The 26,719-nt window shown below is 57.7% G+C and carries 23 protein-coding genes, 1 tRNA gene and 3 pseudogenes; 17 read left to right on the top strand and 10 right to left on the bottom strand.

Features of this window, described 5'->3' with window-relative positions; translation table 11 throughout:
• The 3 genes and pseudogenes from B1H55_RS12540 to B1H55_RS09700 all read left to right on the top strand — a co-directional run.
• Positions 1-801 (top strand): annotated as a pseudogene (locus B1H55_RS12540) (ABC transporter substrate-binding protein); the annotation flags it as partial.
• A gap of 115 nt (positions 802-916) precedes the next feature.
• Positions 917-2,272: an AGE family epimerase/isomerase gene (locus B1H55_RS09705; RefSeq protein ID WP_073452832.1), complete on the top strand. Its 1,356-nt coding sequence runs from the start codon at positions 917-919 to the stop codon at positions 2,270-2,272.
• Between the two features lie 122 nt (positions 2,273-2,394).
• A tRNA-Ser gene (locus B1H55_RS09700) sits at positions 2,395-2,483 on the top strand.
• 964 nt (positions 2,484-3,447) lie between these two features.
• Here the strand turns inward: B1H55_RS09700 and B1H55_RS13120 are convergent.
• The 9 genes and pseudogenes from B1H55_RS13120 to B1H55_RS09650 form a co-directional block, all read right to left on the bottom strand.
• A pseudogene (locus tag B1H55_RS13120) lies at positions 3,448-4,236 on the bottom strand (recombinase family protein); the annotation flags it as partial.
• Positions 4,237-4,238: 2 nt separating this feature from the next.
• Positions 4,239-4,886 (bottom strand): ImmA/IrrE family metallo-endopeptidase, encoded by a 648-nt coding sequence (locus B1H55_RS09685; RefSeq protein ID WP_157750243.1) that lies wholly within the window; start codon positions 4,884-4,886, stop codon positions 4,239-4,241.
• A gap of 28 nt (positions 4,887-4,914) precedes the next feature.
• The gene (locus B1H55_RS09680) at positions 4,915-5,388 is read right to left on the bottom strand and encodes a helix-turn-helix domain-containing protein (RefSeq protein WP_077240759.1); all 474 of its coding nucleotides are present in this window, start codon (positions 5,386-5,388) and stop codon (positions 4,915-4,917) included.
• Positions 5,389-5,574: 186 nt separating this feature from the next.
• On the bottom strand, positions 5,575-6,618 hold the full coding sequence (locus B1H55_RS09675; RefSeq protein WP_077240758.1) for a DNA-methyltransferase: 1,044 nt from the start codon (positions 6,616-6,618) through the stop codon (positions 5,575-5,577).
• A 17-nt stretch (positions 6,619-6,635) separates the two neighbouring features.
• On the bottom strand, positions 6,636-7,478 hold the full coding sequence (locus B1H55_RS09670; protein ID WP_157750244.1) for a replication-relaxation family protein: 843 nt from the start codon (positions 7,476-7,478) through the stop codon (positions 6,636-6,638).
• Positions 7,479-7,639: 161 nt separating this feature from the next.
• Positions 7,640-9,907, bottom strand: a complete 2,268-nt coding sequence (locus B1H55_RS09665) for a helicase HerA domain-containing protein (protein WP_077240756.1) — start codon at positions 9,905-9,907, stop codon at positions 7,640-7,642.
• 463 nt (positions 9,908-10,370) lie between these two features.
• Positions 10,371-10,565 (bottom strand): hypothetical protein, encoded by a 195-nt coding sequence (locus B1H55_RS09660; protein WP_077240755.1) that lies wholly within the window; start codon positions 10,563-10,565, stop codon positions 10,371-10,373.
• Complete coding sequence (locus B1H55_RS09655; RefSeq protein WP_077240754.1) at positions 10,552-10,845, bottom strand: peptide synthetase; 294 nt, start codon at positions 10,843-10,845, stop codon at positions 10,552-10,554. The genes B1H55_RS09660 and B1H55_RS09655 overlap by 14 nt, the downstream gene beginning before the upstream one ends.
• A 246-nt stretch (positions 10,846-11,091) precedes the next feature.
• Complete coding sequence (locus B1H55_RS09650) at positions 11,092-11,442, bottom strand: classical arabinogalactan protein 9 (protein WP_077240753.1); 351 nt, start codon at positions 11,440-11,442, stop codon at positions 11,092-11,094.
• Positions 11,443-11,826: 384 nt separating this feature from the next.
• Here B1H55_RS09650 and B1H55_RS09645 point away from each other — a divergent pair, with 384 nt between their 5' ends.
• Together B1H55_RS09645 and B1H55_RS09635 are read left to right on the top strand one after the other, a co-directional pair.
• Positions 11,827-12,228, top strand: coding sequence for a site-specific integrase (locus B1H55_RS09645; protein WP_077240752.1), 402 nt, complete (start codon positions 11,827-11,829; stop codon positions 12,226-12,228).
• An 809-nt stretch (positions 12,229-13,037) separates the two neighbouring features.
• Positions 13,038-13,451 carry a VOC family protein gene (locus B1H55_RS09635; RefSeq protein ID WP_077240739.1) on the top strand — a complete coding sequence of 138 codons (414 nt, stop codon included), beginning with the start codon at positions 13,038-13,040 and terminating at the stop codon, positions 13,449-13,451.
• Positions 13,452-13,615: 164 nt separating this feature from the next.
• Here the strand turns inward: B1H55_RS09635 and B1H55_RS12905 are convergent.
• Positions 13,616-13,861, bottom strand: a pseudogene (locus B1H55_RS12905) (IS1634 family transposase); the annotation flags it as partial.
• A 121-nt stretch (positions 13,862-13,982) separates the two neighbouring features.
• Here B1H55_RS12905 and B1H55_RS09625 point away from each other — a divergent pair.
• The 12 genes from B1H55_RS09625 to B1H55_RS09570 all read left to right on the top strand — a co-directional run.
• Complete coding sequence (locus tag B1H55_RS09625; protein WP_077240738.1) at positions 13,983-14,450, top strand: PhzA/PhzB family protein; 468 nt, start codon at positions 13,983-13,985, stop codon at positions 14,448-14,450.
• A gap of 24 nt (positions 14,451-14,474) precedes the next feature.
• Positions 14,475-15,137, top strand: coding sequence for an isochorismatase family protein (locus tag B1H55_RS09620; protein ID WP_077240737.1), 663 nt, complete (start codon positions 14,475-14,477; stop codon positions 15,135-15,137).
• A gap of 37 nt (positions 15,138-15,174) precedes the next feature.
• Complete coding sequence (locus B1H55_RS12385; RefSeq protein WP_143221395.1) at positions 15,175-17,055, top strand: anthranilate synthase family protein; 1,881 nt, start codon at positions 15,175-15,177, stop codon at positions 17,053-17,055.
• A gap of 5 nt (positions 17,056-17,060) precedes the next feature.
• The gene (locus B1H55_RS09605) at positions 17,061-17,906 is read left to right on the top strand and encodes a PhzF family phenazine biosynthesis protein (protein WP_077240736.1); all 846 of its coding nucleotides are present in this window, start codon (positions 17,061-17,063) and stop codon (positions 17,904-17,906) included.
• A gap of 29 nt (positions 17,907-17,935) precedes the next feature.
• The gene (locus B1H55_RS09600; protein WP_157750245.1) at positions 17,936-18,757 is read left to right on the top strand and encodes an SDR family NAD(P)-dependent oxidoreductase; all 822 of its coding nucleotides are present in this window, start codon (positions 17,936-17,938) and stop codon (positions 18,755-18,757) included.
• The gene (locus tag B1H55_RS13115) at positions 18,754-19,395 is read left to right on the top strand and encodes a pyridoxine 5'-phosphate oxidase C-terminal domain-containing protein (RefSeq protein WP_077240735.1); all 642 of its coding nucleotides are present in this window, start codon (positions 18,754-18,756) and stop codon (positions 19,393-19,395) included. Before B1H55_RS09600 ends, B1H55_RS13115 begins: the two co-directional genes overlap by 4 nt.
• A gap of 28 nt (positions 19,396-19,423) precedes the next feature.
• Complete coding sequence (locus B1H55_RS12380) at positions 19,424-20,443, top strand: phenazine antibiotic biosynthesis protein (RefSeq protein WP_143222419.1); 1,020 nt, start codon at positions 19,424-19,426, stop codon at positions 20,441-20,443.
• Positions 20,443-21,639, top strand: a complete 1,197-nt coding sequence (locus tag B1H55_RS09590) for an aldehyde dehydrogenase family protein (protein WP_157750246.1) — start codon at positions 20,443-20,445, stop codon at positions 21,637-21,639. The genes B1H55_RS12380 and B1H55_RS09590 overlap by 1 nt, the downstream gene beginning before the upstream one ends.
• Before the next feature lie 2 nt (positions 21,640-21,641).
• Complete coding sequence (locus B1H55_RS12375) at positions 21,642-22,547, top strand: hypothetical protein (RefSeq protein ID WP_143221393.1); 906 nt, start codon at positions 21,642-21,644, stop codon at positions 22,545-22,547.
• 20 nt (positions 22,548-22,567) lie between these two features.
• Positions 22,568-24,271, top strand: coding sequence for a non-ribosomal peptide synthetase (locus tag B1H55_RS09585; protein WP_143221392.1), 1,704 nt, complete (start codon positions 22,568-22,570; stop codon positions 24,269-24,271).
• A 4-nt stretch (positions 24,272-24,275) separates the two neighbouring features.
• The gene (locus B1H55_RS09575) at positions 24,276-25,598 is read left to right on the top strand and encodes a protoporphyrinogen/coproporphyrinogen oxidase (protein WP_077240968.1); all 1,323 of its coding nucleotides are present in this window, start codon (positions 24,276-24,278) and stop codon (positions 25,596-25,598) included.
• Between the two features lie 790 nt (positions 25,599-26,388).
• A partial coding sequence (locus B1H55_RS09570) for a 3-deoxy-7-phosphoheptulonate synthase (RefSeq protein WP_420866441.1) occupies positions 26,389-26,719 on the top strand: 331 nt, incomplete at its 3' end.

Genomic DNA, 26,719 nt, shown 5'->3' with positions numbered 1-26,719 from the left:
GGCCCGACGGCCGCCGCGAGCGCCACCGCGGGCGCGCCGGCCGCCGCGCCGGCCTCCCCGGGCGCCGGCGCCGAGCACCCGGTCCCCTGGTGCCTGCCGGTGGCCGACGGCCCCACCAGCGGCTGGACGGTCACCGACTGGTTGGAGGATGCGATCCTGGCCACCCAGGGCCCCGGCGCCCATGACGCCTGGGCCTCGCACCGGGTCCCGCTCGACGACCCCGCCGCCGTGCGTGGCCTGGACTCGGTCGGCTCCCTCGTGCTCGCCGACGGGCATGTGCTCGGGGGCCGGGCCGGCGCCTCGGCCATGACTCTCGAGGAGGCCGCCTCCGCCCTGGCCGAGGGCCGCTGCTACATGGTCCATGCCTCGAGCTCCTTCGAGACCGTCCTTCCCGACGGCAGCGCGGACCTCGACGCCTTCCTCGTGCCCAGCGCCTCGGACGATGAGACTCCCGTCCTCGTGGGCGGCGACTACCTCGTCTCCTTCTCCGACGGCCCGGGCGCCCGGGCACTGGCCGAGTACATGACCAGCGCCGAGTGGGCGCAGGCGAGGGTCACGCTCGGCGGGGTGGCCACCGCCAATCAGCGGGTGGACGCCTCCTCCATCGATTCGCGCGTGGGGCGGCGGGCCACCGAGATGCTCCAGTCGCGCCAGACCCTCGTCCGCATGGATGCCTCTGACGAGATGCCCCCCGAGGTCGGCACGCACGCGCTGTGGGCCGCTCTGGCCTCCTGGGCCGCCGGCTCCCTGGACTCCGCGAGCGCCCTCGCCCAGGCGGAGAAGGCCTGGCCCACCACGTGAGCCCATCGGCGGGGACCGCGCCGCCGACTGGTACCCTGCGGTGCATCAGGCATGGGCGACGACGGCGCTCCACCGCGTCAGCGCCCGTCCATGCGCACCGGGTCGAGGAGGACTCATGGCACTGGGATGGTTCGGCGCGCCGGAGCACAACCGCTGGCTGGCCGAGGAGACGCACGCGCTCCTGCGCTACGGACGGGCGGCGCGGGTGCCCGCCGGCTTCGGGTGGATCGGGCCCGACGGCGCCGTGGACACCTCGCGCCCCGTCGAGCTGTGGATCACCGGTCGCATGACCTTCGCATTCTCCCTGGGCACGCTCCTGGGCATCCCCGGCTGCCGGCGCTACGCCGACCACGGCGTGCGCGCCCTGACCCACGCGCTGCGCGACCACGCCCATGGGGGCTGGCACTCCGCCGTCGGACAAGAGCTGGACGCTGATGGGCACGGCGTCCCCACCGGGGAGGCGGCGCGCAAGGAGTGCTACCAGCACGCCTTCGTCATGCTCGCCGCCGCCGCGGCGACGGCCGCCAACCGGCCGGGCGCCCACGAGCTGCTGGCCGAGGCCTGCCGTGTCGCCGAGACGCACTGGTGGGACGCCTCCTACGGCATGCCGATCGAGTCCTACGCCGCCGACTGGAGCGACCCGGAGGACTACCGGGGCCTCAACGCGGCGATGCACACCGTCGAGGCCTTCCTCGCCACCGCCGATGTCACCGGGGACTCGGCATGGCTGGAGCGCGCCGTCCAGATCATCGACTTCGCCGTCAACGTCCACGCCCGCGACCACGACTGGCGCCTTCCCGAGCATTACGACACCGCCTGGCACCCGCGCCTGGACTACAACGAGGAGGCCCCCGCCCATCCCTTCCGCCCCTACGGCGCAACCCCCGGGCACGGCCTGGAGTGGGCGCGCCTGACGGTCCAGGCCCGCGCCGCGCTCGTGGGTCGCCGCCTGCTCGTGCCCGACTGGATGCTCGATGCCGCCGAGTCGCTCTTCGACCGCGCCCGCACGGACGCCTGGAGGGTCGATGGTCGACCGGGCTTCGTCTACACCACGGACTTCGAGGGGCGGCCCATCGTCCATGAGCGCATGCACTGGGTGGTGTGCGAGGGCATCTCCGCCGCCGCCGCGATCCGCCGGGCCCTGCTCGACGACGGCCGCGGCGAGATCGACGTCGAGCTCTACGAGCACTGCTACCGCACCTGGTTGGACTACGCCGAGGAGTACCTCATCGTCTCGCCCGGAGCGTGGTGGCACGAGCTCGACGCCTCCAACGCGCCCTCCACGCGGACCTGGGAAGGGCGCCCGGACATCTACCACGCCCTCCAGGCGACGCTCATGCCCCGGCTACCGGTGTGGCCCTCGATGGCTCAGGCCATCGCCGAGGGCCGTCTCGATGAGACCTCCTCGGCCCCCTCGGCCGGGGAACGGGAGAGGGGGCCCCGCCGTCGCGGACTCTTCGGCCGCGGGTGAGGCGAGCCGGGGGAGGGGCGCCGTGAGCACGGAGTCCGCCGCGGAGTGACCGGTGCCCGACTGGCATCCGGCAGGGCGCGATGCTGTAAGGTCGGTCCTGCCCGGCGGTGGCGCCGGGCCATGGAGGAATGACAGAGCGGCCGAATGTGGCGGTCTTGAAAACCGCTGTGCGCCTCGCGCACCGGGGGTTCGAATCCCTCTTCCTCCGCCATTTTGTTCTTACTCGAACCCTCGGTGGCTGTATGGCTGCCGGGGGTTTGCTTATGTTCGTCGTCTGGCAGAGGGATGGTGTCGGCGACTGGGGTGCGGCGTGGCTTCTGAGGCTTGCGACGCCTGGGTGCTCTGCTGCTCGCTGTTCCCTGCTTCTGGTGTGCGTTGCCGTTGTCCGCTGGGCTGGGCGCGCGGCGGTGTGAGCGTCGGCTGTCGCGCGCGGCGGCGGCTTGCAGGCTGCTGTAGGGCTCTCTGAGGGTGCTGGTGGTGACGGTGGTGTCGTCGAGGTAGATGGTGTCGAAGAGGGCTTGGCAGAGCATGCCGCGGACGGGGTCGGGAGACTGGCGGTAGAGGGTGCCGATGTCTTGGAGGAGGTGGAGGCTGGTGGTGAGGACGTCTCGGCCGATGGCGAGGCGCTGGTCGAAGGTCTGCTTGGTTTGCTCGAGGCGCTGACGTTCCTGGGTCAGCTCGGCCAGACGGCGACGGGCGGCGGCGGTGTCGAGCGAGCCGTCGGCGACCAGGTCGATGAGGCGGCCTTCTTTGGCTGTGATGTCCTTGAGCTTGCGGGTGATGGCTTGGTTGCTCTGGCGGATGAGGGCTTGCTGGTCGTCGAGGGCCTGGGTCATCTCTGCTTCGGTGCGCTGAGTGAAGTCGCTGCCGAGGGAGAGGGTGCAGATGTGCCGCTCGACGTAGTCCTCCACGAGGGATACCGGCAGGTACGGCATGTCGCAGTGGCCGTCCTGGCGTCCGCGGCAGAGGTAGTAGGCGTAGGTGCCGCCCTTGCCTTTGGCCTCGGTGTAGACGAAGCGGCTGCGCCTGCCGGCTTTGTGGCAGCGTTCGCAGTGGAGGAAGCCGCCTTTGAGGTAGTGGAAGTGGACGCGGTCGCGGGTGTTGTTGGAGCGCAGGGCGCGCATCTCCTGGACGCGGTCGAAGAGCTCTTGGCTGACCAGTGGCTTGTGCCGGCCCGGGTACTGCTTGCCTTTGAAGGTGACGATGCCGGTGTAGTACGGATCGGCCAAGAGACGATGGATGGTGGAGACGGCCAGGGGCCTGGGCGTGGGGCGCTTGGCGGACGGCCGCGTGGTCAGGCCCAAGTCGGTCAGCTTCTGCTGGAGGTGTTCGCAGGAGTAGTCGCCGGTGGCGTAGAGCTCGAAGGCCTTGCGGATGAGGGGTGCACGCTCGGGGTCGAGCCCGATGGTGTTGATGCGGCGACCCTCGACGGTGTCGATGACGTTGAGGTAGCCCAGACGCGCGGGGCCAATGGTGCCGCCCTGCTCGATCTTGCGTAGCAGCTTGATGCGGATGTCGGCTCCGTCGGCGGCGCTGCGGTACTCGTTGACGGCGGCCAGCATGCCGTGGACGAGTTGACCCTCGGGGGTTTCGTCGATGTTCTCGGTAGCGGAGATGAGGGTGACGTTGGCCTTGCGCAGCTCCATCATGGTGACGGCGTCGTCGAAGCGGCTGCGGTTGAGGCGGGAGAGCTTGTAGACCATGACGCAGTCGACGTCGCGACGGGTGTGGAGGCGCTCGAGCATGGCCTGGAACTCGGGGCGGTTGACGGTGTTGGTGCCGCTGCGCCCCAGTTCGACGTACTCGTCGATGATGGCGATGCCCAGCTGCTTGGCCTTGGCGAGGCAGACCTTGCGCTGGGTGGGGATGGACAGGCCCTCGGGGTCGTAGTCGGTGTTGACCTGGGAGGTGGTTGAGACGCGCAGGTAGAGCACGGCGGTTTTGGGAGTGGACGCGGCGTCCATGGCTAGTGACTCCTCCTCATCGAGTGGTGCTGATATGCGGTGCCGGGTGGTGTGGCGTACCCCGACGGCGTGTGGGCTGCCACTGCGCTCGGTGCGTCATCGCGAGCGGCCAGGCGGCTCTGGACGAGGCGGATCAGGATGGTGGCGGTGGGCACCTGGAAGTGCCTGGCCAACGCGGCCGGATGGCGGATGCCGCGACGCCAGGCGCGCTGGAGGGCCCGCGGTGGCACCAGGGTGTAGGCGGCGAAGTGGTCGGCCGCCTGCTCGGCTTGCTGGGCGGCGCTGCACCGCGCGGTGCCGGTGTAGAGGCGGCGGGTGTGGCCGTAGTCGATGATGTGCTTGAACTCGTGCAGCAGTGCCAGGCGGCTGCGAGGCGCCGGTTGGCGGCAGTTGAGGCAGATGATCCAGTCGTGGCCGTTCCAGCGGCTGAAGCTTGGCACCGGCAGGGGCTCGCGCACTACCCGAATATGCGGCAAGGCGGCGACCCGCTCATCGTCCGGCATGCTCGGCTGCCCCGGGCTGCTGGTGAGGTAGCGCGTCAGTGTGGCAGCCTGCCGCTCGGCCACAGTAAGCGACTGCCCAAAGCGGCAGCGCGTGCGTGGAATGAGGGCTCGGAGGCTACCCAGGACAGAGCTTTGCGTGGTGTTCATAAAATGCCTCCTTTCATTTGATGAATTGTCAGGTGGGGCGACGCGGTGTGGAATCCGTCGTCTCATCCTGCCCGGGAGCCGGCCCGGTATGGTGCAGCGTCAGATCATATTTCTCGGCGATCCGCTCGAAGGCGGTGACCAGCTCGTGCTGCGCCTGGCTGGGCATATGGCGGTAATGCGTACGCAGATACGTCAGAAATGGTGGCAGATCGGCCGGTGGTGCATAGCTGGCGGCCTCGATGACGTCGAGCGGCTCAAGGCCGTAGGCGGTGGCCAGGCGGCCGAGGCGCTGCAGGCTGATGTCTCGCACCTTGCCCTGCTCCAGCATGGAGATGAAGCCGGTGGATAGGCCGGATGCGGCGGAGGCTTGCCTGATATTGAGCCCAGCGGCCACTCGTGCGTCGTGCAGGATTGCACTCAGGCTGGGCTGGTGGGCGTCTGCGGCACGTGCTGTCGCGCGATTAGTGGTTTCCTCCTCTGCTGTGCATTTTCCGGTATCCATATACCTATTTTACAAGTTCCGTTCGCATATGTGAACAGGTTTTTGTGCACCGCGGTCACTTTCTCTGTGTATTGGGAAATATCGATAGGGATGAACTGTGGTGAGCGGAGTGGATGTGTCTGCGCGGTAAGTCGGTAATAGTATTCTGATTGCGGATGCGGCGGTTTTGTGGGGCTGGCCTGTCGGTTATTGCTCCGGCGCTGCGGTCGTGGCCGCCTGGCGTCGGGCCCGGCGGATGCGGCCGTGTGCCAGGGCGACGAAGGCCGGATTGATCTCGATCCCCAGCCAGTCCCGCCCCAGCCGTTCGGCGGCGACGGCGGTGGTGCCCGAGCCGAGAAAAGGGTCGAGGACGATGCCGGGCTGGACTGCCGCCGGAGTGCAGTGGCAGGTGGGCTGCAACGGCAGCCGGGTGGCGGTGGCACCGGAGCGTCGCAGGGGCTGGATGTAGGGAGCGCGGCAGGCGGCGCAACGCTGTTGAGGGCAGGCGGCGCGCAGGATGCGCTCCACCAGGTGCTCGGGATAGGTGGCGAAGTGGGCCCCGCGATAGCTCGAGACCGTCAGCTGCCAGACGTCGCCCGGGTTCTTGCCCAGCGGGTGGCTGATAGCGCGCCGTCGCTTCATGGCGCGTAGGCCGTCGTTGGCGTCGGTGTGGTGACCATGCCAGGCCGCTGGCATCCCGGTTGGATGCTGCTGGCGGGGCCAGCGCGGTGGCCGGCCAGAGCGCGTGGGTGGGTGCTTGGTGAGCGGCTCCTGGCGGATGGCGTTCAGGTCGAAGAAGTAACGCGGCGCACGGCTGAGCAGGTAGATGACTTCGTGCTTGCAGGTCAGGCGGTCGGTCACGCTGGAGGGGGTGGTGTTGCTCTTGGCCCAGATGATCTGGTTGCGGATGATCCAGCCGTCCGCCAGCAACGCCAGGGCCAGGCGCTCGGGCCCGAGCAGGAGGGACTTGCGCGGCGCGCCTTCGCGGCGGTGCGTGCTGTAGGCGTCGCCGAGGTTGAGCCAGAGCATGCCGGTCGGCACCAGGACGCGCGCCAGTTGCTGCATGACGGGACGCAGATGCTCGACCCACTGGTCGATGGTGGGCTCCGCGCCCAGTTGGCCTTGGTGCTGGTAGTTGCGCAGGCGGAAATACGGTGGGCTGGTGACGACGCAGTCGATGCTGCTGGCCTCGAGCGTGGCCAGGCGCTCGGCGGCATCGCCGGTGAGGATGGTGTTTCGCAGGGTAGTCATGGGGGTGTCTCCTTTCGTTATGACGTCGTGGTGCTGGGTGGAGCGTCGCTGCCCCACAGCGCAGTCGGCAGGTCGGTGGCGCTGGTGAGGCGGAACAGCCGCTGCTCCAGCGTGCTGGCGCGGCTGAGGTGCCGAGCGAGCGCCCGATGACGCTCGGCGGCGCGTGGGCCGTGCAGAATCCACAGCACGCGCGGGAAGGCGCCGTGGTCGGCCTGCTCGATGCCGGTGCGGTAGTAGACCTGGTAGCGGCGGCACTTGGCCAGCACGGTCGGGATGGACTCGGTGCCCATATCGACTTCCAAGAACCAGCGATCCTCGAAGGTGCCCTCGGCATCGTGGCCGACGACGCAGGCGGCCAGGTCGGGACGGATCAGGTGTGCTTCGCCGCCCGGGCCGGTGTAGCGCCGCCAGCTGAGAGGCTCGGTCTGTATGGTCACCTGCCGGTCGGCGGTAATGCCGCGTTGCAGCGCCAGGTGGGCCTCGGCCACCGCCAGGCTGTGCTGCAAGAAGCGCGGCGAGGCCTGATGGATACGCCAGGAGCGCCCAGCTACGGGATCAAGCGCCCGCGCCCCGGCCGGTGCGAGCTGCCAGATGCGCGCCGTCGAGCCAGCCTCGAGCCCACCGATGCGGCGCTCCAGCGGGCGGATCAGACCATCGCGCTGCAGGCGAGCCAGGACGCGACGCGTGGTGCGGTCGGCGGCCTGCTGGCTGGCGTGGCCAGTGAAGACGAAGGCCTGCAGCTGATGGGTGGACAGGAAACGGTGCCGCATCAGATAGGACAGAACGAGGCGGTCGCGCTCGGACAGCGTCGCGGTGATCTGAGCCAGTTGGCGAGCGCCGACCCGTCGCCTGGCTGGCACAGTGCGCGGGGGAGCGGCGCAAGACGCGGTATTCGTCCCCCGTAATCGCCGAATCTGTGTCCTGACCTGGCGGTTCGTCGAATCGCCCGAGGGAGCGGCCGGACGTGCGAACGGACGCCCAGGCTGCTCGTGCTCATCGCACCGGTGCTGAGTGGAGAGGTTCATGCGGCGCCCCCGTTCTGCCCGTCGTCAGTGGATGACGTGCCCGGTGGGCGCCGTACGCGTCCGATGTCGTCGGTGGGCTGTGGAGCGTGCCGCGTAGCGGTGTCGTTGCTGGGGCTGGTCAGACCGGCCAGCCGTGCTAGATCGCCCTCAACCGCACTGAGCGTCTGCCCATAGCGCCGTCGAGAGGCCTGCCAGACCTGTTCGGGGTGGCGCAACGCAGCGGGCAGCGGCTCGGTGCGCAGGCTGAGTGGCGGCTGTGTTTGCCCGTCCGCCAGCAGTGAGGCATAGGCCTGGTAGGCAGGGAGCTGCTGGTAGTCCTCTGCCTCGAGCAGCCCAGCGGACAAAGCGGCAATGGCGCGGGCGTCCTCCCGTGGCAGGCTGAAGGCGATGCGCGAGCGCGCATTGGCCATCACACCGGCCAGGAGCGCTTTGGGCAGCTGCCCCAAGTGCTGGTGGCTGAGCGTCAGCCCCAGCCCCAGGCCGCGCGCTTGCGCTAGTGCTGCCCCGAGGTCGCCCGGGAGACGCAGATAGTCCTGCACCTCATCGATGTGCAGCATGACGGCATGGCGCTGACGTTCGGGCAGGCGGATGCGCTCCAGGGCTGCCTGCCAGATCAGCGAGACGATGACCGACCCCAGCAACTGGCTCGCCTCCTGCCCCAGCGCGCCCTTGGCCAGGCTGACCAGCACGATGCGCGGCCCGGGCTCCTGCACGTTGCCCGCGTCGGCGGCGGCGAAGATCTGATGCCAGGCGAACTTCGGCGAACGCTGGCCAAACACCGCCCGCAGCTGTGGGCGCAGCAGGATCGGGCGCAGCTTGTTCATCAACGGGGCGATCGCTTGGCGTCGCTCCGCCTCGCTCAGCGCTTCGTACCAGGCCCAGAATGCGCCCAGCCCCAGCGGATCGCGCTGCACCACCGCGCCAGTCACCGAGCGGCGAAAGCCCGGGTTGGTCAGCAGCAGCGGCACCATTGCCAGGCTGGCATCGCCGCGCCGCGCCAGGCTGAGCAGGCTGGCGTGCAAGATGTCCTGCGTGCGCGGCCCCCAGCTATCGGCATACAACGAGCGGAAGACACCGAGCAGCAGATCAGCCGCCAGGTCTGGGCTCTGGCCGCCCGCCAGCGGGTTGACCCCGACCGGCTGCGCATCGGCCGCATCCAGGATCACCGTCCGCCGCACCAGGTGCGCTGGGAGGCGCGTCGCGATATCGGTGACCAGATCGCCCTTAGGGTCGATCACCACCACGCGGCGGCCCGCCACCGCATCCTGCAGCGCCAGATGTGCCAGCAGCGTGGACTTACCGACACCGGTCGGCCCCAGCACATGCAGATGACGCAGCGACGCCTCCGCCGACAACGTTACTGGTCGGCTCGGCTCGCTCGCCGCGCGGCCCACGATGCGCCCGTGGTTGCTCTCCGGCGCGGAAGCTACCGCAGCCGGCGCAGGCAGCAGCCGCGGATGCTGCGGCGCCAGCCCTGGGAGCCCGTCGCACAGGGGCCAGCCCAGCAGCGCCGGTATCTCCGCTGGCCGCAGCACGTTGGCCACCAGCCACGGCGGCCGAACCTCAACCAGTGCCCTGACCGTTGAGCGCCACACCTGCAGCCTCACCTGAGGTGTCTCCAGGCCGCGCAATGCCGCCGAGATCGCCAGCACCAGGCCACGGGCCCGCTCCAGGTGGGGTGCTGCAGCACCGACGCGCAGGCTCGACCAAAAGCCGTGCTCACGCTGTGCCGCCTCGGTCTGCCGCCGCACTGCAGTAGCGGTGCCCACCGGTGGATCGGGCTCGTGCGGACGTTGCCGACCTCCCAGCACCAGCTGCACCCGCACCGTCTCATCGCGACGGGTCGCGGCCAGCACTGCCAGCAGACTGCGTGTCACCGCTTCGGCACTGTCACTGGGCAGGGCTGCCCCAGCGCGACGGCGGAAGTGCAGGTTGGCGACGGCCACTGCGCCATCGGTGCCGAGGTCGTCGCGGAACAGCTCGGCGTCGGCAGCCATACCCGACTGCCGCACCAGCCTCACCCCAGGCAAGTGCGCCAGGGCCAGGGCCTGCACATCGCGTAGTGCGCCAGGCAGGGCCCCGATTCGCCAGCGCACCGTGCCGGCGTTGCCGATGAGCTCGCAGGCCACCACTGGGCCGCCTGGCAGCGTGGCCACTGCGGCGAAGAAGGCCTGCACCCGCGCCTGATCCACCGGCACCGGCAGCTCCACGCGCCGCCACACGAAGCCACTCGCCCCCAGCGGCGCACGGCGGGCCGCCGTCATGACTGCCCCTCCCCGCTGGTACTGGCTGAATCGCTGGCGGACGCCTCGGCCTCGTGCTGTGCCTGGCTGGCCACCAGCTCGATAATCGCCCGGGCAATCCGCGCCGTATCCGGTCGCTGGCGCAGCTCCGATCGCACCGTCAGCTGCCTGGGCCGACGACTGCGACGGGGCGAGCGCCACGGCTTGGGCGCCTGCTGTTTTCTCGACGAACGATTGTTTCTAGGCATGACAAATACGCCTCCTTTCCTCATAAGGGGTTATACGTTGCTACTAGCGCCGACCATTTATGTCGCACGCATTCGGCACGTCATTGCGCCGATCGGCCGATAGTTCAATCAATTGAACGTGGCCTCATTTCGAGTATGCGTTCAATATTATGAACAGTCAAGTATATTTGTGCATTTGACAACACCGAACGGAAGGCATTTTCCGCCGATGGCATGTGGCAACAAAATGAGGTGATTCAGAATTGCCGCCAGCGTCGCACCGCCCACGCGCCGCCGATGAGGACGCTCGCCAGCACAGCCCCGACGGCCAGCCACGGCCAGATACAGCGGATGATCTGCACCGCCCCGTAGAGCGCCAGGCAGCCCAGCAGCACCGCGAAGCACGCGCCCACCAGCCGATCCACCAGCGACGGCACCTCACGCATCGCCATCAGCTCCGCTCACGTCCCTCTCTTCCGCCTTCTCTGCCTGCGGCTCTGCAGCCGTTCCTCTCGCTGCCTCCTGCGCCCGCCTCGTCATCGCCACAGCGCTGTGGAAGGCGGCCAGGTCGTGGGCTTGTTTGGTGGCGATGGCCTGCTGCCAGGCGTCGGCTTGGGCGCGGGTGGTTGTGGTGGGTGGGGTGTCGTCGTGCCAGATGGCCCAGGCCAGGAGGGCGATGGCGATGAGGGTGAGGCTGCCGACGAAGGCCAGACCGTTGATGATCCAGGTCATGGTGGGTATGTCCTTTCTAGTGGTGTGCGTGGGTGCTCGATCGTGGTGTGGTGCTGCGGTGGGATGTGTCCGTCGCTCCCCGCGGTCGGGCCTTCTTCTGTCTGCGCCCTCGTGTGGGCGGCCCTGGCGCCTCGTCGCGGTGCTCATGGCTTGAGTTGCCGCTGCACCGCTGAAGAGGTGCTCCCTGCTGTAGCGCACCGTCTCGGCTCAGTGCCCTGTCTCGGGCGCTGCTGTTCGTTGCCGCCTTTAGAACTGGGCGATGCCTCGGGCGGCCTTGATGCCGTAGGCGCGCAGGATGGCGTGGTAGTAGGTCGCGCCGGCGGGTGCGGTTTGGTAGCAGGACTCGGCCAGGGCGGACAGGGTGGCGACGTTGCCCATGGCGCTGGCGGCGAGGAAGGCGCGGGCTTGGTCGGTGGCGTGGGCCAGCTGGCTGTCGGCGGCCAGCTCGTCCAGGCGGCGCTGGGTGGTGCGGGCCAGGCTGCGCGTCTGTGGCGGCCGTGGTGGGAGGAGGTCGGCGGCGAAGAGCTCGGGCAGCGGCAGGACGGAAGCGGTGGGCTGCGGGCCGGTGAGGTGGTCGGCGTGGTTGGTGGTGGGCATGAGGGAGTGTCCTTTCAGCGTTCCGTCCGGCTGCCGGAGAGTCATCTGGCGTGCTCTCCTGATGATTGATAACAGCCGGTTCGGATGTAACGACCATAAAACGTTGGAATACCAGGGAAAAGCATAAGCGTGATAACATCGGGCAGCCTGCGGGATACGCTGGATCCGGGAACCCTGGGACCCAGCGCTGCGGTGCCCTGGTTTCGCGGCGCTTGGCCTGGGACGCGTCATTGAGACCGCTCCGGGAGAGGGGCGTCTTGCAGGGGCCGGGAGCGTCGGAGCGCTTCAGCCCCTCCCTGCGATTAATGGCGGGGCTGGACAAGGTTTGCGGCCCTGGGCGGCAAGACGGACAGTTGGATATGAGCGCGAGGAGGGCGGTCGGGGATGGCTGCGGAGAAGATGACGAACGATGATGCCGAGAACACCTCGGCGCAGGACGCGCCGGGTGCGGGACCAGCCGACGCTTGTGAGCGGCGCTATCCCGACTACCTCATGGACTTCCCTCCCGACCTGTCTCCGGAGCAGGTCCAGCACTGGCGGCGGTTCTTCGACCTACGCGAGGACATCCTGATGGACTACGGCTACCAGACGGCCCGGGCGTACTGGAACGACCTGCAGGACATCTTCGAGTGGGCCGTCGCCCGCGACAAGGACGTCCTGGTCCTCACCGATCGCGACCTGTGCCAGTACTGCGCCCTACTGCGCCGACGCAAGTACAGCGAAGCCACCATCCGACGCCGGATGGTGGCCTGGAGGAAGATGGAGGAGAAGTTAAAAGAGGGGTGAGAGACAGAGTGTGGCTGTCGCCTGCAGTCGTGCGTGTAGCACATCGAGCACCGTGAGACATGCCTATTTGGCCGGTCTGCCAACTCACCGGCTGGGTGGTCGACCCGCACTACCTGGTGCGTTTGCAGACCTTCTGCCAGCGAGCTGCCGAGGTCAGCCTGGTCTGGCGTGAGGACACTAGCAGTGTCAGAGAGGTGGTGCTGCGGTTGCATGAGGGGGATCTTATGTACATCATGACGATAAGTGCGTCAAACCACATACGATAAATCAATAACATACAGTCGCGGGTCTGATTGTATGAAACATCAATGGCTCGCCCCCATCTCTTCGTTGCTTCCAGGCGGCACTGCCGTGATCTCGCAAGAATCGCTTTTGACAAGATTAATAAGTATGTACCATAATAGTGAAAAGCGAAAAAGTTGAAGGATGCGTTGACAATGCTGCCAACCAGTCATCAGAATAGACATCAGCGACGACACGACATGGGCATCTGTGGCGGTCGATTGATTAACGTCGAACACACGAGGGGTCGTCCAATCATAGAAGGTTATTCACAGGATGAGTCAGATAGCCTCTGACCTGGACAAACGCAAACGATCGCGATGTCTGTGAATAACTCTCATAGTCAAGGCAGAGATAATTGGAGGAGATTTACGTGTAAACGAAAACGCAAGGCGAGCGAACTCGACGTCATCACATATGGCGAGAATGTGTTATTAACAAGAATAAGGAGTAACAATTGACTTAAATATAAACGCCAAGTACACTGTAAGCAGATTACGTAATTCTCTAAAATTAAGGAGCATGACATGAAGCCTGACCTTAGTCCATATCTCGCATTCGAAGGCAAAGCGCGCGAGGCGTTGAATTTCTATTCAGAGGCGCTTGGTGGAGAACCTCTATTCGAAACCTATGGCGCCTACAATGCTAGCGACGATCCAAATGATCGCGATCGGGTGCTTTACGGTGTAATTCGCAGCCCTCATGGTTTTGTGCTACGCGCGACCGATGTCCCATCAAAGGAGCGGCTGACGCCTGGTAACAACTATTACATCTGCATAAATGGTGACGACGGTGAATTGATTCGCAAAATTTGGGATCGTTTGGCGCGCAACGCTACAATTACGAAACCACTAGAAGTCGCCGAATGGGGCGATGCTTATGGGCAACTTGTAGATCGGTTCGGTGTAACATGGCAAATTAATATTGGTGAGTCTGAATAGGTCGACGAGTAACAGCTTATTACAACCGCCATCAATAAGCTAACAGATCGGGTGCTAATCATCCCGGCGTCAGCCACGACCACGACGTCATCGAGGTTGTAGGCGTCCATGAAGTCGTTGATCAGGAGCACCCCCATCCGGTTGGAGGTGATCGGCGCGACGCTCTCTGCCTCGGTCGGTGGCTGTGGACCAGATCCTGCGATGCCCGGGCCGCTCACGCCTGGCAGGTCGAGACTGAGCTGGCCGGCGTTGAGGCGCTGCCAGGCGACCTCCTTGAGCGCCGCCAGCTCGGCATCGTCATGGGCCGAACCGATGTGCTCGATACAGCGCGCCCCCTTCCGCCAGGAGTACACGATCTGCACCGCACGGGCCCCGGACGCCGTCTTGACCGAGCGAACGTACGGGCTCATACCCCCACGTTAGTGCGCACCCCCACCCACGCAACCCGCGCCATCGCGCCAACAACCAGCCCCCACCAACCCAACCACCCCACAATGAGCCAAGTCAGGCGCGAGATAGAGGAAAAACGTCATGAATACTCTCGAAACTGAAACTAGAAAAAAGAACCGCAACACGGTAGAAATCTATATGAACTCTCGGGGGAAAGCACGTTTAGAACGTCATAATCTCTTCGTTGAAGACGGCGAAGCTGGATTATGGACCTCAGACAAGAATACGCCGGTAGCGACGAAAGGCCGCGACAAATTAGCAAAACACGCGGAATGGTCATTGAAGTGTTTTCCAGACTGGGAATGGTACAATATCGAAATTTATGAAACTCAGAACCCAAACTTCATCTGGGTCGAATGCGATGGGCGAGGCCGAATTTGCTTCGAGGGCTATCCCGAAGGATACTATAAAAATCATTTTATACATTCCTTTGAACTGTTCGACGGAAAAATTGTTAGACAGAGAGAATTCATGAATCCGATCGAACAAATGTGGGCGTTAGGTATCGAAACACCCACAATTAATCGAATCGGTTTTCCGACTGACTGACTGACGTCTTGATAAGAGCCTAGCATGCGAAAACTCCAAGTGGATCCCGAATTTGACATGTCAGAGGACGTAAGGCTGTCGTTACTAAACCAAGTAGACTGGAGGATTGACCCATATCGGGCAGCCGTCTTAGTGCATGATATGCAGCGTTTCTTTTTGAATCCTTTTCCGAAGAAGACAGAGAAAACGTTCACAGACAATACGATTGCACTGATCACGTTGGCAAGAAACGAAGGGGTCCCCATCGCGTACTCGGGCCAAGATGGAAGAATGACACTAAAAGACCGGGGCCTCATGGGCGATTTTTGGGGATCTGGGATGATGAATCTGCCCGAACAGCGGAGTTGGGCTGAGGGAATTGATCCAGAGCCGTCAGAACTATTGCTTACAAAAAAGAGGTATAGTGCCTTCTATGGAACAAGTCTGTTGCCTTGGTTGCAGAGTTTAAATAGAGATCAGTTGATTATCTGTGGTGTCTATTCTCACGTTGGAATCTTGGCAACCGCACTTGACGCATTTACTCATGATGTACAAACTTTTATTGTCGCTGATGCAACAGGGGATATGACCGCAGAACTATACCGGATGGGCTTGAAACAAGCAGCATTGACTTGCGCAAAAATTGAATCACTTTCAACGGTTTCGAGTGCCCTAAATGAACACCCCGAAGTCGGAGTCATCAAATAAGTCCTGAAGTACTTGATAATCAAACCAGAGAAGAAAAATGAGCAATCTGTTGGAGCAAATTCTCGTTGGAGAGCATACTAATTATGCGCTAATCTCGCGAAACAGGGAGCGAGGTCGCAATAAAACAATTGAACTTCTTGCAGGGCCAGTAAGTTCATACGATAGCCTATCCGATATCCCCCTCCCCTCTCTTTGTCCTGAAAATAAACCGAATGCAATACTAACCATCATTCCGTTTTGTCAACTGCGTGAAAAAGAATTTGATGTTCAGAATGACAACGTACCCCTGCTGGCGATGTCAGTTTTAGAACAGTCCGAGGTGGAAATGACTGCATTTGTAGACAATGTACCGCCAGAATCCTTCGAAGTCAGTAATGGACGATTTGATTTAGAAGACAAACAATACACGAGAATAGTCCAGAGAGTGGTGAACGAATACATCGGGCGAGGCGAGGGATCAAATGTTGTCATGTATCGTAATTACGAGCTCGGAATCGACAACTTTTCACCGTTAGTTCCAATTGAGGTATTCGTCCGACTTCTACTGCAAGACCCTGATGCATACTGGACTTTCCTAGTTCGTTTAGAAGACAAATGGATTGTTGGCGCCACACCTGAGCAACATGTAGCAATCAAAAATGCTCAGGCGTCAATGACACCTTTAAGTGGCACCTACCCTTTGAAGGATAAAGCCTTCCAGTCCCGAGAGATCCTAGACTTTCTAAATGATCAAAAAGAAATAGACGAACTCAATATGGTGGTTGATGAAGAACTGAAAATGATGGCGCATTCCTGCTCGAACCTTCGAGTAGAAGGCCCCCATCTTCATCAACTTTCGAATGTGGTACACACCGGGTACCGGATTATCGGGGAGTACAGAGATGATCCGAGAAAACTACTGCGCGACACTCTATTTGCTCCAACAGTCACAGGCGCGCCAGTCAAAAACGCCTGCCGCATGATTTCGTCTGTCGAAACAACAGGACGAGGATACTATAGCGGTGTAGTTGCGATCATGGAGGGTGATCGACAAAATCAGTTCGAGCTCGACTCGGCTATACTGATACGCTCAGCCGAGATTTCTTCCAATGGAGATGTACGTATTGGTGCGGGAGCTACGATTGTACGAGATTCAAATCCAGCGGGCGAATGCGAAGAAACTCGCTCGAAAGTATCTGCTATCCTCCGCGCGTTCAATAAACCTAGAGGATCAGTTATTACAGCACGTTCCGACATTGCGAACACCTTGCAAGCCAGGAAACAAAATTCCGCGCTATACTGGACATCCGACGAACGTCAGCAACATCAACAACAGTATTCTCGCCAGGCCATGGGTAAGTCAATCGTACTTGACGCGGAAGACTCTTTTTCCTACATGATTGCCGCACAAATACGCGACATCGGACTAGAAACGGAAGTTGTCGGTATCGATACGCGAGTTAACTTCAAAAATTACGACTTGGTAATATTAGGTCCAGGGCCCGGCGATCCGTGTAATTTATCCGATCCTAGAATAGGCAGATTGCATGAGATTGTCGCTGAATTGGTAATACTTAAGCAACCATTTCTCGCTATTTGTTTAAGTCACCAGGTGCTTGCAAGACAACTGAAAATTCCGCTAGTACGTTTGAAAAACCCCAATCAAGGAACACAGAAAGAGATCAACTATTTTGGCGAACGACAACGAGTAGGTTTCTATAATACGTTTTCAGGAATTTGCTCCAGCCAACTTGTAGCTGAACTTAGGCAACAAGGAGTTTCGGCTACATTCGACGCAGACACTCGGGAACTTCATGCTTTGCGTGGACGACAGTTCTCATCGATGCAGTTTCATCCGGAATCATTTCTTACGATACACGGTGTAGACGTTCTAGCTTCGGAAATACGGCGGGTCATCAAAATACAGAGGGAGTTGTAACGAAAATGTTGCAGTTACTAAATTACGCTGTTGTTGACGCTTTTACGTCAAAACCGCTTCATGGCAACCCGGTAGCAGTGTTTCTAGATCCGGTCAATCTATCATGTGAACTGATGCAGATGATTGCGGCTGAAATGCGTCTTTCCGAGACTGTGTTCGTTTTGTCTGGAAATAACATATCGGACGCTACTACTCGTATCTTTACACCGGTAAATGAGTTGCCCTATGCCGGACATCCTATTCTCGGGACTGCGGCAGCTTTGTACTACGCGACTGGGAAAAGAAACCTAACACTCCAGACTAAACAGTGCATAATTAATTGCGAGATCGACAGTAAGGCCGATAATAACAGATGTGTTGAAGTTTGTATGACGCAACCAGTTCCGACCTGGCAGTCCTTTGATTATGAACTTGCGGGTGTACTCGGCGTTGAGCGGTCTGAACTCCCTGTTGATGTTTACAATAATGGGCCGAGGCACGTGATTTTTACACTCCCATCTGTTAAAGCGCTCATGGAGATCAAACCCGATTATCATAAACTGGCGACACTGCAGAACATTGCAGTCAACTGCGTAGCCGGTTCGGGGAACATTTGGCATAGTCGAATGTTTTCGCCAGCTTATGGAGTTATTGAGGACGCCGCAACAGGTTCTGCGGCGGGACCAATATGCATCCATCTGGCACGATACGGCATGATAGATAGGCAAAAAGCTATAGAAATACACCAAGGGGATAGGATGCAGAATAGAGCGAAAATACGCACGAAAGTCGCTTGGCACAAGGATGTTCCAATAGACGTAAGTGTATCTGGAAATGCGATACAAACGATTCAAGGAATCCTCTCGCTATAAATCGCTGCAACGGTAAGTCAGGAGTAGTTGTGAGCAAGGTTTGGTATATCACTGGCACTTCACGGGGGTTAGGAAAGCAATGGGCTCTTCATGCCCTATCACAGGGTGACTGCGTGGTGGCAGCCTCCCGCAATTTGGATGACTTGGAGTACATGAGTTTTGCGGTAAAGAAAGGCGTAGCGCTTCCGGTTCGTTGTGACGTTACCCAACCTGAATTGGTCTCGAACTCTATTCAAGCTGGAATGGCGTACTACGGCCACATCGACGTCGTCGTTAATGCCGCTGGCATTGGTATGTTTGCTCCCCTTGAAGATTCTCCACTAGACGACGTACATCGTGTTTTTGAAGTAAACTTCTTTGGGTCATGGAATGTAATTCAATCCATGTTGAAACTTACTAAAGATTCAACGCCTTGGAAGTTATTTCAGATTTCCAGTATCGCTGGTATACGCGGCTTTGCAGATATGGCAGCGTACACCGCAAGCAAATGGGCGGTCGAAGGTATGATTGAATCTCTTCGTGATGAATTGGCTGGAAGACCCATCGACGTATGTATTGTACAACCTGGACCATATCTTACTGACTGGGTTGGCAAATCGGCCATTCGTCCCAACCGCTCTCATCGCTATCCAGGAGAGGAGCAGACTCGTAAGCTCTATTGGCCGAAGTTAGAACCTGAACGTCCTGAAGCTGCAGCTTCAGCGCTGAGTGACATCATGATGCAGGAGAGTCGACCATTTCGTGTGGTTGTAGGTACGAGCGCATTAACTTGCTTGAAGGAATCGGAGTCTGAACGAGTGTTTCCCGGTGTTGTTTGTGCTTACGGTGAATCCGAAAAGAGTTTGAAATGACGGATAGATCGCTTAGAGCCGAGTCAGTTTCTGCAGACGTTGCCCCGGACTTTGCGGAGTATGGCAGTAATCAATTCGCACCAGTAGTTGTCGCAAAAAAATGGCTAGCAACGGCCCATAGATATAACACACGCGAGCCACGCAGCGCCTCCTTGTCAACGGTGTCGACCGACGGGACGATTACTGCGCGAATCGTTGCCATACTAGAGCTGGATGATGTAGGGCTAAAGTTTGCAACACATTCTAGTAGTAACAAGATTAACGATATCGCATCTGGGAGTTCCGCAAACGTACTCTTCTATTGGCGGGAGCTTGGACGGCAACTTTCGCTTAGCGGCGAGGTAATCGAATGTGCTGAGTCAGTTGCCGATAGAGTCTGGATGTCAAGACCCCCTGTCCTGGACTCGATGTCAGTCGCTTCGATTCAAAGCAAGCCACTAGCTGACCCGGAGGTTCTTCGAGAGAAAGAACGAAGTTTGCGCTCTGACGGACGACTTGAACGCCCTAATCGATTTCGGGTCTACGCCTTAGCGCCCAACCGTATTGAATTTTGGGCTGCAGCATCGGATAGACTTCACAAGCGCATTGTATCTTGGAAAAATAAGGGTGAATGGATCTCATTACGGCTGCAGCCGTAACCATTCGAAGTTACATAAGGAGTCGATGATGGATATCAAAGAACTGCTAGAATGGCACTTTTCAGAAGAGACAGGAAGCCGATATTGGAATGAAGTTCGGTCTCGACTGGACTTTGATCCGATTAAAGAAATTCATAACGTAGCTGGTTTGCGACTTTTACCAGATCCTTCAAAAGATATGAGTATGCGTCCATACGAAGACTTCCTTCCTCGCGGGCTAGTTGGGGAGCGACTAGCTGGGGTATATGAGAGCGGCGGTACTTCGGGGCGCCCGAAAAAGGTTGCTGTATATGACAAATGGCTTGAGGAACTCATCAATTGGAGAGTGGGGACGGAGGTTCCAGAATGTGAGTTTGGAAATACGCTTGCAGTGATCCCTACAGGGCCACATGTAGTTGGCGAAATTAATCGACGTCGAGCATCTCGTCGAAACGGAGCAATGTTTTCTGTTGATCTAGATCCTCGATGGGCTAAACGCTTAGCCGCTCAGAATGAGCGCCAGCCTTTAACCGACTACATCCAACATCTTCTCGACCAATCGTTGGATATTGTTGAAACGCAGGCGATACGGCACTTGGTGGCAACGCCTCCGTTCTTGGAATATCTAGCTCAGAATCGAGATCACCAAGATATGCTTAACGATAAACTTGTCTCCATAACCTGGGGCGGTACTGAAATGGATCTGGATACATTGATATACCTGCGTGACGAAGTGTTTCCCGACGTGCGTTTAGAAGGGAGTTACGGAAATACTATGATGCTTGGAGAGGCTAAACAGATCGATAGTATTGATGATGCCCCGTTGTTCTCACCATTTGATCCGTTTATAGCGTTCGATATTGTCGATGAAGAAGGTGAGTCGGTGCGGAATCTTGAGCAAGGTCGGGTTTTGGCGAGTCACATTTCGCGATACGCATTGATTCCAAATATCAAGGAGCGAGACTTTGCTACGAAGGTAATTCACCCCTCGAGTGGGACAGTATGCGTGATGTCAGTTCACCCAGTTCCTACCGTTGGAAATGCGCAGATTGTCGAGGGGGTATATTGATGACCGAGAAACTCGTATGCGGGTTGCTTAACGGGCGTCGCACCACCTCGAAGCGAGTTGTCAAGATTGCCGGATTAGACAATTCACTCTGTCAGCTACCACGCGTTCGTCTTTTGACGGAAACTGTCCGTCTTCGATCTGAACCGAGTTTGCCACGACCCGAACGAATTACGGCACTCCGCCACGCGGCCGATTTTTTTCAGAATGAGTCACTTGGCGGCCAGAGTCCCGCCGAATATGTTACGGTTGTGTCGTTGGCAACGGGACTGGATTTAGAAAGTGTCGCCGAAACCCGAGATTTAATTGCCAATTCACTTAGGGATATGTCGAGTATTCTTGATGTCACCAAACCTCGTGGCGCCTCATGGGAGTGGACTGACGTTAAGCACAAAGGTGCAATGTATACGCCCACTGGTAGCCTCTTGGCGGTGATAGCTCCTGGTAACGGGCCTGGGCCACATGCTCTATGGCCACAGGCGCTTGGACTAGGGTATAAGGTGATCATTCGGCCGTCTTCGAGAGAACCGTTTACGCCAAGTAGGTTGGTTCAAGCGTTCTGTGCGGCCGGCCTGGAGCAGTTCGTCTCATTGTTTCCTTGCTCCCGAGACATAGTGCCAGATCTTGTCTCTCAGGCAGACTACACGCTGATGTATGGTGGTGACGATCTGATCGGCGCTTACCGGCACGATAAACGAGTATTGGCTCAGGGGCCTGGTCGGACAAAAATTTTGGTGGGTCGCGACGCAGACTGGAGTGAGGCGGTCGACGTCGTCTGCAAATCGGTCACCGATTATAAAGGTAAAGCTTGTGTCTGCGCCAGTGCTATACTTGTCGAAGGTGATCATAAGGGTTTCGCGGATCTTCTTCTTGAGCGCTTTGGTGAATCTGACGCGGTTGTAGAAATTGTCGATTCCGCATCTGATCCCAGGGTGCAACAAGAGCGACCGTATGCTCAGTGTGTTGTTGCACCGTTTGACCCCGAGAAGGATCTACAGCAGGTTAGTAATAGTTTGGTATTAACGGTTTTGGGTGGCTCGAATAGGCTTATCGATTCCCTGGCCCAGGACGGAACGATACGAAATCTTTATGTCGGCGCTGTCCCAACTACGAGAATGAACCCGACAGTACCACACGATGGATATCTCGGTGAATCGCTAATGTTTTGTCGAGGTGTCATGATAGAGAACGGATCCTGATTATGTCGTTTGGAATAGTATTTGGTCCAGCGGATGTTTCTGTCGATCTTGCTACCTTTGAAAAACTTGCTAGTCGCGACAAGTTCATTTCTCAGACTTATACGGAGGTTAGTGAGTCTATTGACCTTCCGATTGGCGTTTTGTTTGGTAGGAATATTGATCACTATTCGATGACCCGAGTGAAGCTAGTCTCGGTTTCTTTGTTGGCGATTATGGTTGGCACAGCCAAACGTCTCGAGTCTCTCAGGGAAGATACTCCAGTCTGGGTAGGTGGCGTTAGTGTAGGCGAGTTGGCTGCGGCAACTTATTCTGGTGCGCTGAGTCTCGGAGAGGCTGCGCAGTTAGTTGCTGAGCAGCCTGATGTGAACCCAGCTAACCCTGAAGGAGTTGCATTTGTTTTTATTCCGAACCCTCATAGCGATGACACGCTGCCGCAAATACCAAACGTATGGCTTTCGGTTGATTATGGACAAATAGCTGGAGGTGCAGGTAGGATGATAATGCTGTCCGGCACCCGAGACGGTCTCTCACGTTTTGCTGAGGAATGCCCCTGGGAGACAGAGATCCTACCGGCCGAAATGTGCTCATCGGCATATCATACACCTCTAAGGAAGAATGTTCTTCATTTTACTGAAGCTTTTTTGGACGCGCATTCTGTGTCAGACCCTCGTTTTTCAGTACTGACTTGTCTCGAGGAAATACGGGTATGTTCTAGTGCGTTGGATGTATCGCGAGCATTATGTGCGTCTGAAGTTACGCCGTTAAAAGTCCCGTTATTGGTAGAAACTTCGTCGCAGATACCGGCGGATGAGATCCATTGCATTGGCCCGTACCTGCGAAGCATGCAACTCCCTTTCGGGAGCCGAAGCTACTATCGCGATGAACTAAATAATTACGACCTGACATAATATTAGAACGGAGCAACATTATGCGTTTGTTAGATGAGATTTGGAACAATTTTGCAAAGAATCCCGACGCGACTGCTATTGAAACTGCAGAACGCGTTGTTACTTATTCTGAACTTGTTAGTAAAATCGAGTTTTATCGCAACTATTTTACTAAAGAGGGACTAGCATCCGGCGATCGGGTTTTGCTATCTCTTAAAAGAGACCTCGAGATGCACGCTGTTGTCATTGCTCTATTTTCAATGGGTGTTACTTATATTCCAATCGCGAAAGGCAGTTCGAAGACCCGTGTTGAGAATATTGGAGACAAAGTTGCTGCTCGCTGGTTGGTAGGCAATAACTGGAGCTGGAAGATTGATGCGAGGACATCAACCAGTCTAGAAGTTGTTGAAAGAAGGAATGTCAGGCCTATGCCTTTGCCGGATCAATTGGCATACATCATGTTTACTAGTGGGTCTACAGGTGACCCTAAGGGGGTGATGATCAGTCGTTCCGCTATGGAGTCATTCCTTTACGCGATGATCGAAAGACTCAACCTCGATGCAAAAGTTCGAATGCTTGCTAATACGGAACTTAGTTTCGATGTATCAGTTCCTGAGATATATCTTCCATTCATTGTTGGTGGTTCGGTAGTGTTTGCTGATGAGGTGACACAGAATGATCTTAATATGTTACCGGCATTGCTAACCAAATGTAATCTTGCTCAAGCCACGCCAAGTTTGTGGAGTCTGTTGATTGAAAGCGGCTGGACTCCAAATAATAACCAAGTGCTCGTGGCTGGTGGCGAAGCGTTGAGTATTTCGCTCGCAAGGCAACTTTGTCAGGCTCGATCAGCGTGGAACTTTTATGGTCCAACTGAGGCTACCGTATGGGCTAGTTCTTGGAAGATTAAGGACTCTTCTCCTCGTGTTCTATTGGGGTCGCCTTTAAACAACTCTGAATTTCATTTGCTGCCGCTTGATAACGATGAATTTGAGCTCGGAATTTCGGGTGCCTGTCTCGCGGACGGATACGCAGCAGACACGGCAGCGACCGATGCAAGTTTCGTTAACTTGAAAGGTCGACGAGTTTATCGAACCGGTGATGTTGTTAGTCGTCACGAAGATGGGTCTCTCGAATGGCTTCGTCGTCGTGACAGTCTTGTGAAAGTCCGGGGATATCGAATTTCGACACTCGAAGTAAAGAATGTTGTCGAAGGATCAACCGGAATCACAGGATGTGCCGTGGATGTTGTTGGATCAGCAGGTTCAGCGAGTCAGTTGGTCGCATATATCACCACTAATTCGAGATTCGAGAATATCGAGTTTCTTGAGAATGAAATTCGAAATAGCATTCCGCCGTACATGATTCCTGATAAGTGGATTGAGGTTGAGTACTTTCCACTAAATCGCAACGGTAAGTGTGATCTACGCCGTCTGCGTCAAGAGCATTTTAATTATACAACAGGGTTGTTTAATCATATCGATTCTCTTGGAGCAGAAAATCGATCCATTAGGAATGTAGTGCTTAACGGTTTTGCACACGTTTTGCCGATAACGGCAGACAATGTGAGTCGCGACTTTCGCTCTCTCGGCGTAACCTCGTCGCAGTTAATGATCGTTAGCGCTCTTATTAGTCGAGATCTGACTCTAAGCATCCCCGTCGGCGCTTTACTTTCTGCAGGCAGCATTGCTGCCTCTGTGGAATATGTTGAGAATCTGAATTCTATCAAAATAGAAAGGGATTAAGACGATGTGCGTTCGCCCGTCGGTGCTGGTTATAGGTGGAGGAATCACAGGTCTGGCTGCCGCCTGGAAGCTTAAGAATCTGGATTGTGATGTGAAAGTTTGGGAGGCTTCTAGCAGAGTCGGCGGACAAGTTGTCACTGTCGACGTCGATGGTCAGAAGTTTGATACTGGCGCTTCAAAGGTGCCTGTTATTCCGGGACCACTGTTTGATTTAATTGAAAAGGTTGGTTTAACGCATGAGCTTTCGAAGGTGAAACCTGACGAGTTGAAAATTCACAGGGATGAAAGAGTTCGTCGGCTACCGAAGGGCCTCACACCTCAAGGATTGACTTCGTTCTCTTCGGCTCTGTTTTCCCCTGTGTTGAGTTGGCCCCTCAAACTGAGAGCGGCTCAAGAGCCTTTGCATGTAAAACGGCCAACAGGCGATGATATTTCTGTCGCTGACTTTATTTCACAGCGTTTTGGTTTTAGACTGTGTGATGAGCTCATTGCCCCGGTTACTTGGGGAATTTTGGGGTCTGATCCTTCCGAACAGAGTCTCGAATGTTTTTCAACAAGTATGGCGAGGCTGCGGAGAGAAAATAAGTCGATTCTATTGGATAGTTTGGTTAACCGAAAGAGCAAAACGATTTCAATGGTGAAAATGAACGGTGGATGGAGCCGTCTCATCGATCGTTTGCTTGTCGATGTTGAGGTAGAAGCGTGCAAACGTGTCGATAGACTTACACTCACTTCGGATAACCAGATAGTCGTGCGCGAAGCCGAAGAAGAAGTGACTGTTAACGGGATTGTATTTGCGGCTCCCGATAGTGAAACGGTACAATTACTTGCAGGTGTCGTTCGAGACAATGATGTCTTGGAGAGTACGTTGGGTCGTAATCATGATACCGTTTTAGGTATTTTCGAAATCGAAGGTGATCTTGTAGATCGATTTGGGATCGATTATATACTTCAGGATCATATTCATAACAATGTCATTCGTTTAGCCAACGTGCTTGGACTTACTCGTGACCGACGACACTCTTTACTTCGCGTCGTCGGTATCTGTGAATCGAACTCAACTTCTTCATCGGTTGATGAAGTAATTGAATGTATGAAAAAGTATGCGGAACGACTTACTGGAAAACTCGCACGTCTTGTTGATTTTACCCACCTGCCCATGTCTGTTGTGAACGAGAATGCTGGGCACCGTAACAAAGTTCAGCAACTTCGTTCGATCTTGCCAGCGAATGTTGTTGTCGCAGGAAGTTATTTTGATGGCGGCGGCCTTAATTCGTCTGTCGCCTCTGCTTGGATAGCTGCGGCTCAGCTTTATTCTGCAATCTAATTTTGCTTAACATAGTCTGGACGAGGGAAAGGTACTGATTCTGTGGTTGATTGTCATGTATGGATCGCAGATCGTCCGGCATCGGTAGAGGAACTGTCGTCACTTAATAGTATTGAGGTACGACGTAGCGAAACATTCACGGATAGTATCGCTCGGATCGGTTTCCTTACCTCTGCGGCGTTACTGCGAACCGCCGTTGGCTACTACCTTCAAGTCGCTCCCGATTCACTTTTGGTTGATCGCACGTGTGTTTCATGTGGTGAACCACATGGTGCGCCAGTTCTACCAGACACCGGTGTCTATGTATCGACAACTCGTTCCAGTGGATTTGTTGCGGCCGCCCTTTGTTGCACGTCGGTTGGCATTGACGCCGAAAAGGCTACATCTGCTGATATGTTGTATTCGATTCAGCCATACTGGCTTGGCTCTTCGGAGCAGCTTCGGCATAGTACTGACGCTCCACTATTGTGGAGTTGTAAAGAGTCCGTTCTTAAAATGCTAGGGGTTGGTCTGGATATTTCACCTTCTGACGTCGTGATTGATTGGGGGCGTGGAAGTGAACCTCATATTTCGGTTAAGGGGGTCGCTATCAGAGGAACGATACTATGTTTTCGATTATCTTCCTCGGTGACATTGTCGGTTGCCATCAAAACCAAAAACGAGGTGGTTGTGCGCTGGCACTATTTGTCAGATTTTTGAAAGCGGTGCGATTAAGCTTTTCGATGGCACTTTTATCTGCATGTAAGATGCCTATTTGTGTTGACGTTATATCACATGATTAATTTGAGGAATGTTGATGAGGTCTATGGTTTTGGCGGATGATGTCTTGCTGGACGCCCAGGCCTCCACCTGGCGTCACCTTCCCGCCCTGCAGCAGCCCGCCTACCCCGATGAGGCCGCGCTGACCGACGTGGTGACGGACCTGCGCCGCCGACCCCCGCTCGTCTTCGCCGGTGAGGTCGACGCCCTGCGCGACCTCATCTCCCAGGCCAGCACCGGGGAGGCCTTCGTTCTCATGGGCGGGGACTGCGCCGAGTCCTTCGACGGCAACACCGCCACCGATATCCGCCTCAAGGTGCAGACCATCCTGCAGATGGCCGCGGTGCTCACCTACGGCGCCT

Origin of the sequence: Actinomyces denticolens, assembly GCF_002072185.1 — a bacterium.
GTDB lineage: Bacteria > Actinomycetota > Actinomycetes > Actinomycetales > Actinomycetaceae > Actinomyces > Actinomyces denticolens.
Note: the sequence above shows the minus strand (reverse complement) of the source record. Positions and strands in the feature narration are given on the sequence as shown.

Coding starts and splice junctions, on each gene's coding strand:
- B1H55_RS09665 (WP_077240756.1), bottom strand. CDS start 9,907: ATGACGGCGGCCCGCCGTGCGCCGCTGGGGGCGAGTGGCTTCGTGTGG.
- B1H55_RS09685 (WP_157750243.1), bottom strand. CDS start 4,886: ATGAACACCACGCAAAGCTCTGTCCTGGGTAGCCTCCGAGCCCTCATT.
- B1H55_RS09680 (WP_077240759.1), bottom strand. CDS start 5,388: ATGGATACCGGAAAATGCACAGCAGAGGAGGAAACCACTAATCGCGCG.
- B1H55_RS09575 (WP_077240968.1), top strand. CDS start 24,276: ATGTGCGTTCGCCCGTCGGTGCTGGTTATAGGTGGAGGAATCACAGGT.
- B1H55_RS12385 (WP_143221395.1), top strand. CDS start 15,175: ATGAGCAATCTGTTGGAGCAAATTCTCGTTGGAGAGCATACTAATTAT.
- B1H55_RS09625 (WP_077240738.1), top strand. CDS start 13,983: ATGAATACTCTCGAAACTGAAACTAGAAAAAAGAACCGCAACACGGTA.
- B1H55_RS09660 (WP_077240755.1), bottom strand. CDS start 10,565: ATGGCGATGCGTGAGGTGCCGTCGCTGGTGGATCGGCTGGTGGGCGCG.
- B1H55_RS12375 (WP_143221393.1), top strand. CDS start 21,642: ATGTCGTTTGGAATAGTATTTGGTCCAGCGGATGTTTCTGTCGATCTT.
- B1H55_RS09590 (WP_157750246.1), top strand. CDS start 20,443: ATGACCGAGAAACTCGTATGCGGGTTGCTTAACGGGCGTCGCACCACC.
- B1H55_RS09605 (WP_077240736.1), top strand. CDS start 17,061: ATGTTGCAGTTACTAAATTACGCTGTTGTTGACGCTTTTACGTCAAAA.
- B1H55_RS13115 (WP_077240735.1), top strand. CDS start 18,754: ATGACGGATAGATCGCTTAGAGCCGAGTCAGTTTCTGCAGACGTTGCC.
- B1H55_RS09585 (WP_143221392.1), top strand. CDS start 22,568: ATGCGTTTGTTAGATGAGATTTGGAACAATTTTGCAAAGAATCCCGAC.
- B1H55_RS09635 (WP_077240739.1), top strand. CDS start 13,038: ATGAAGCCTGACCTTAGTCCATATCTCGCATTCGAAGGCAAAGCGCGC.
- B1H55_RS09645 (WP_077240752.1), top strand. CDS start 11,827: ATGGCTGCGGAGAAGATGACGAACGATGATGCCGAGAACACCTCGGCG.
- B1H55_RS09650 (WP_077240753.1), bottom strand. CDS start 11,442: ATGCCCACCACCAACCACGCCGACCACCTCACCGGCCCGCAGCCCACC.
- B1H55_RS09620 (WP_077240737.1), top strand. CDS start 14,475: ATGCGAAAACTCCAAGTGGATCCCGAATTTGACATGTCAGAGGACGTA.
- B1H55_RS09655 (WP_077240754.1), bottom strand. CDS start 10,845: ATGACCTGGATCATCAACGGTCTGGCCTTCGTCGGCAGCCTCACCCTC.
- B1H55_RS09705 (WP_073452832.1), top strand. CDS start 917: ATGGCACTGGGATGGTTCGGCGCGCCGGAGCACAACCGCTGGCTGGCC.
- B1H55_RS12380 (WP_143222419.1), top strand. CDS start 19,424: ATGGATATCAAAGAACTGCTAGAATGGCACTTTTCAGAAGAGACAGGA.
- B1H55_RS09675 (WP_077240758.1), bottom strand. CDS start 6,618: ATGACTACCCTGCGAAACACCATCCTCACCGGCGATGCCGCCGAGCGC.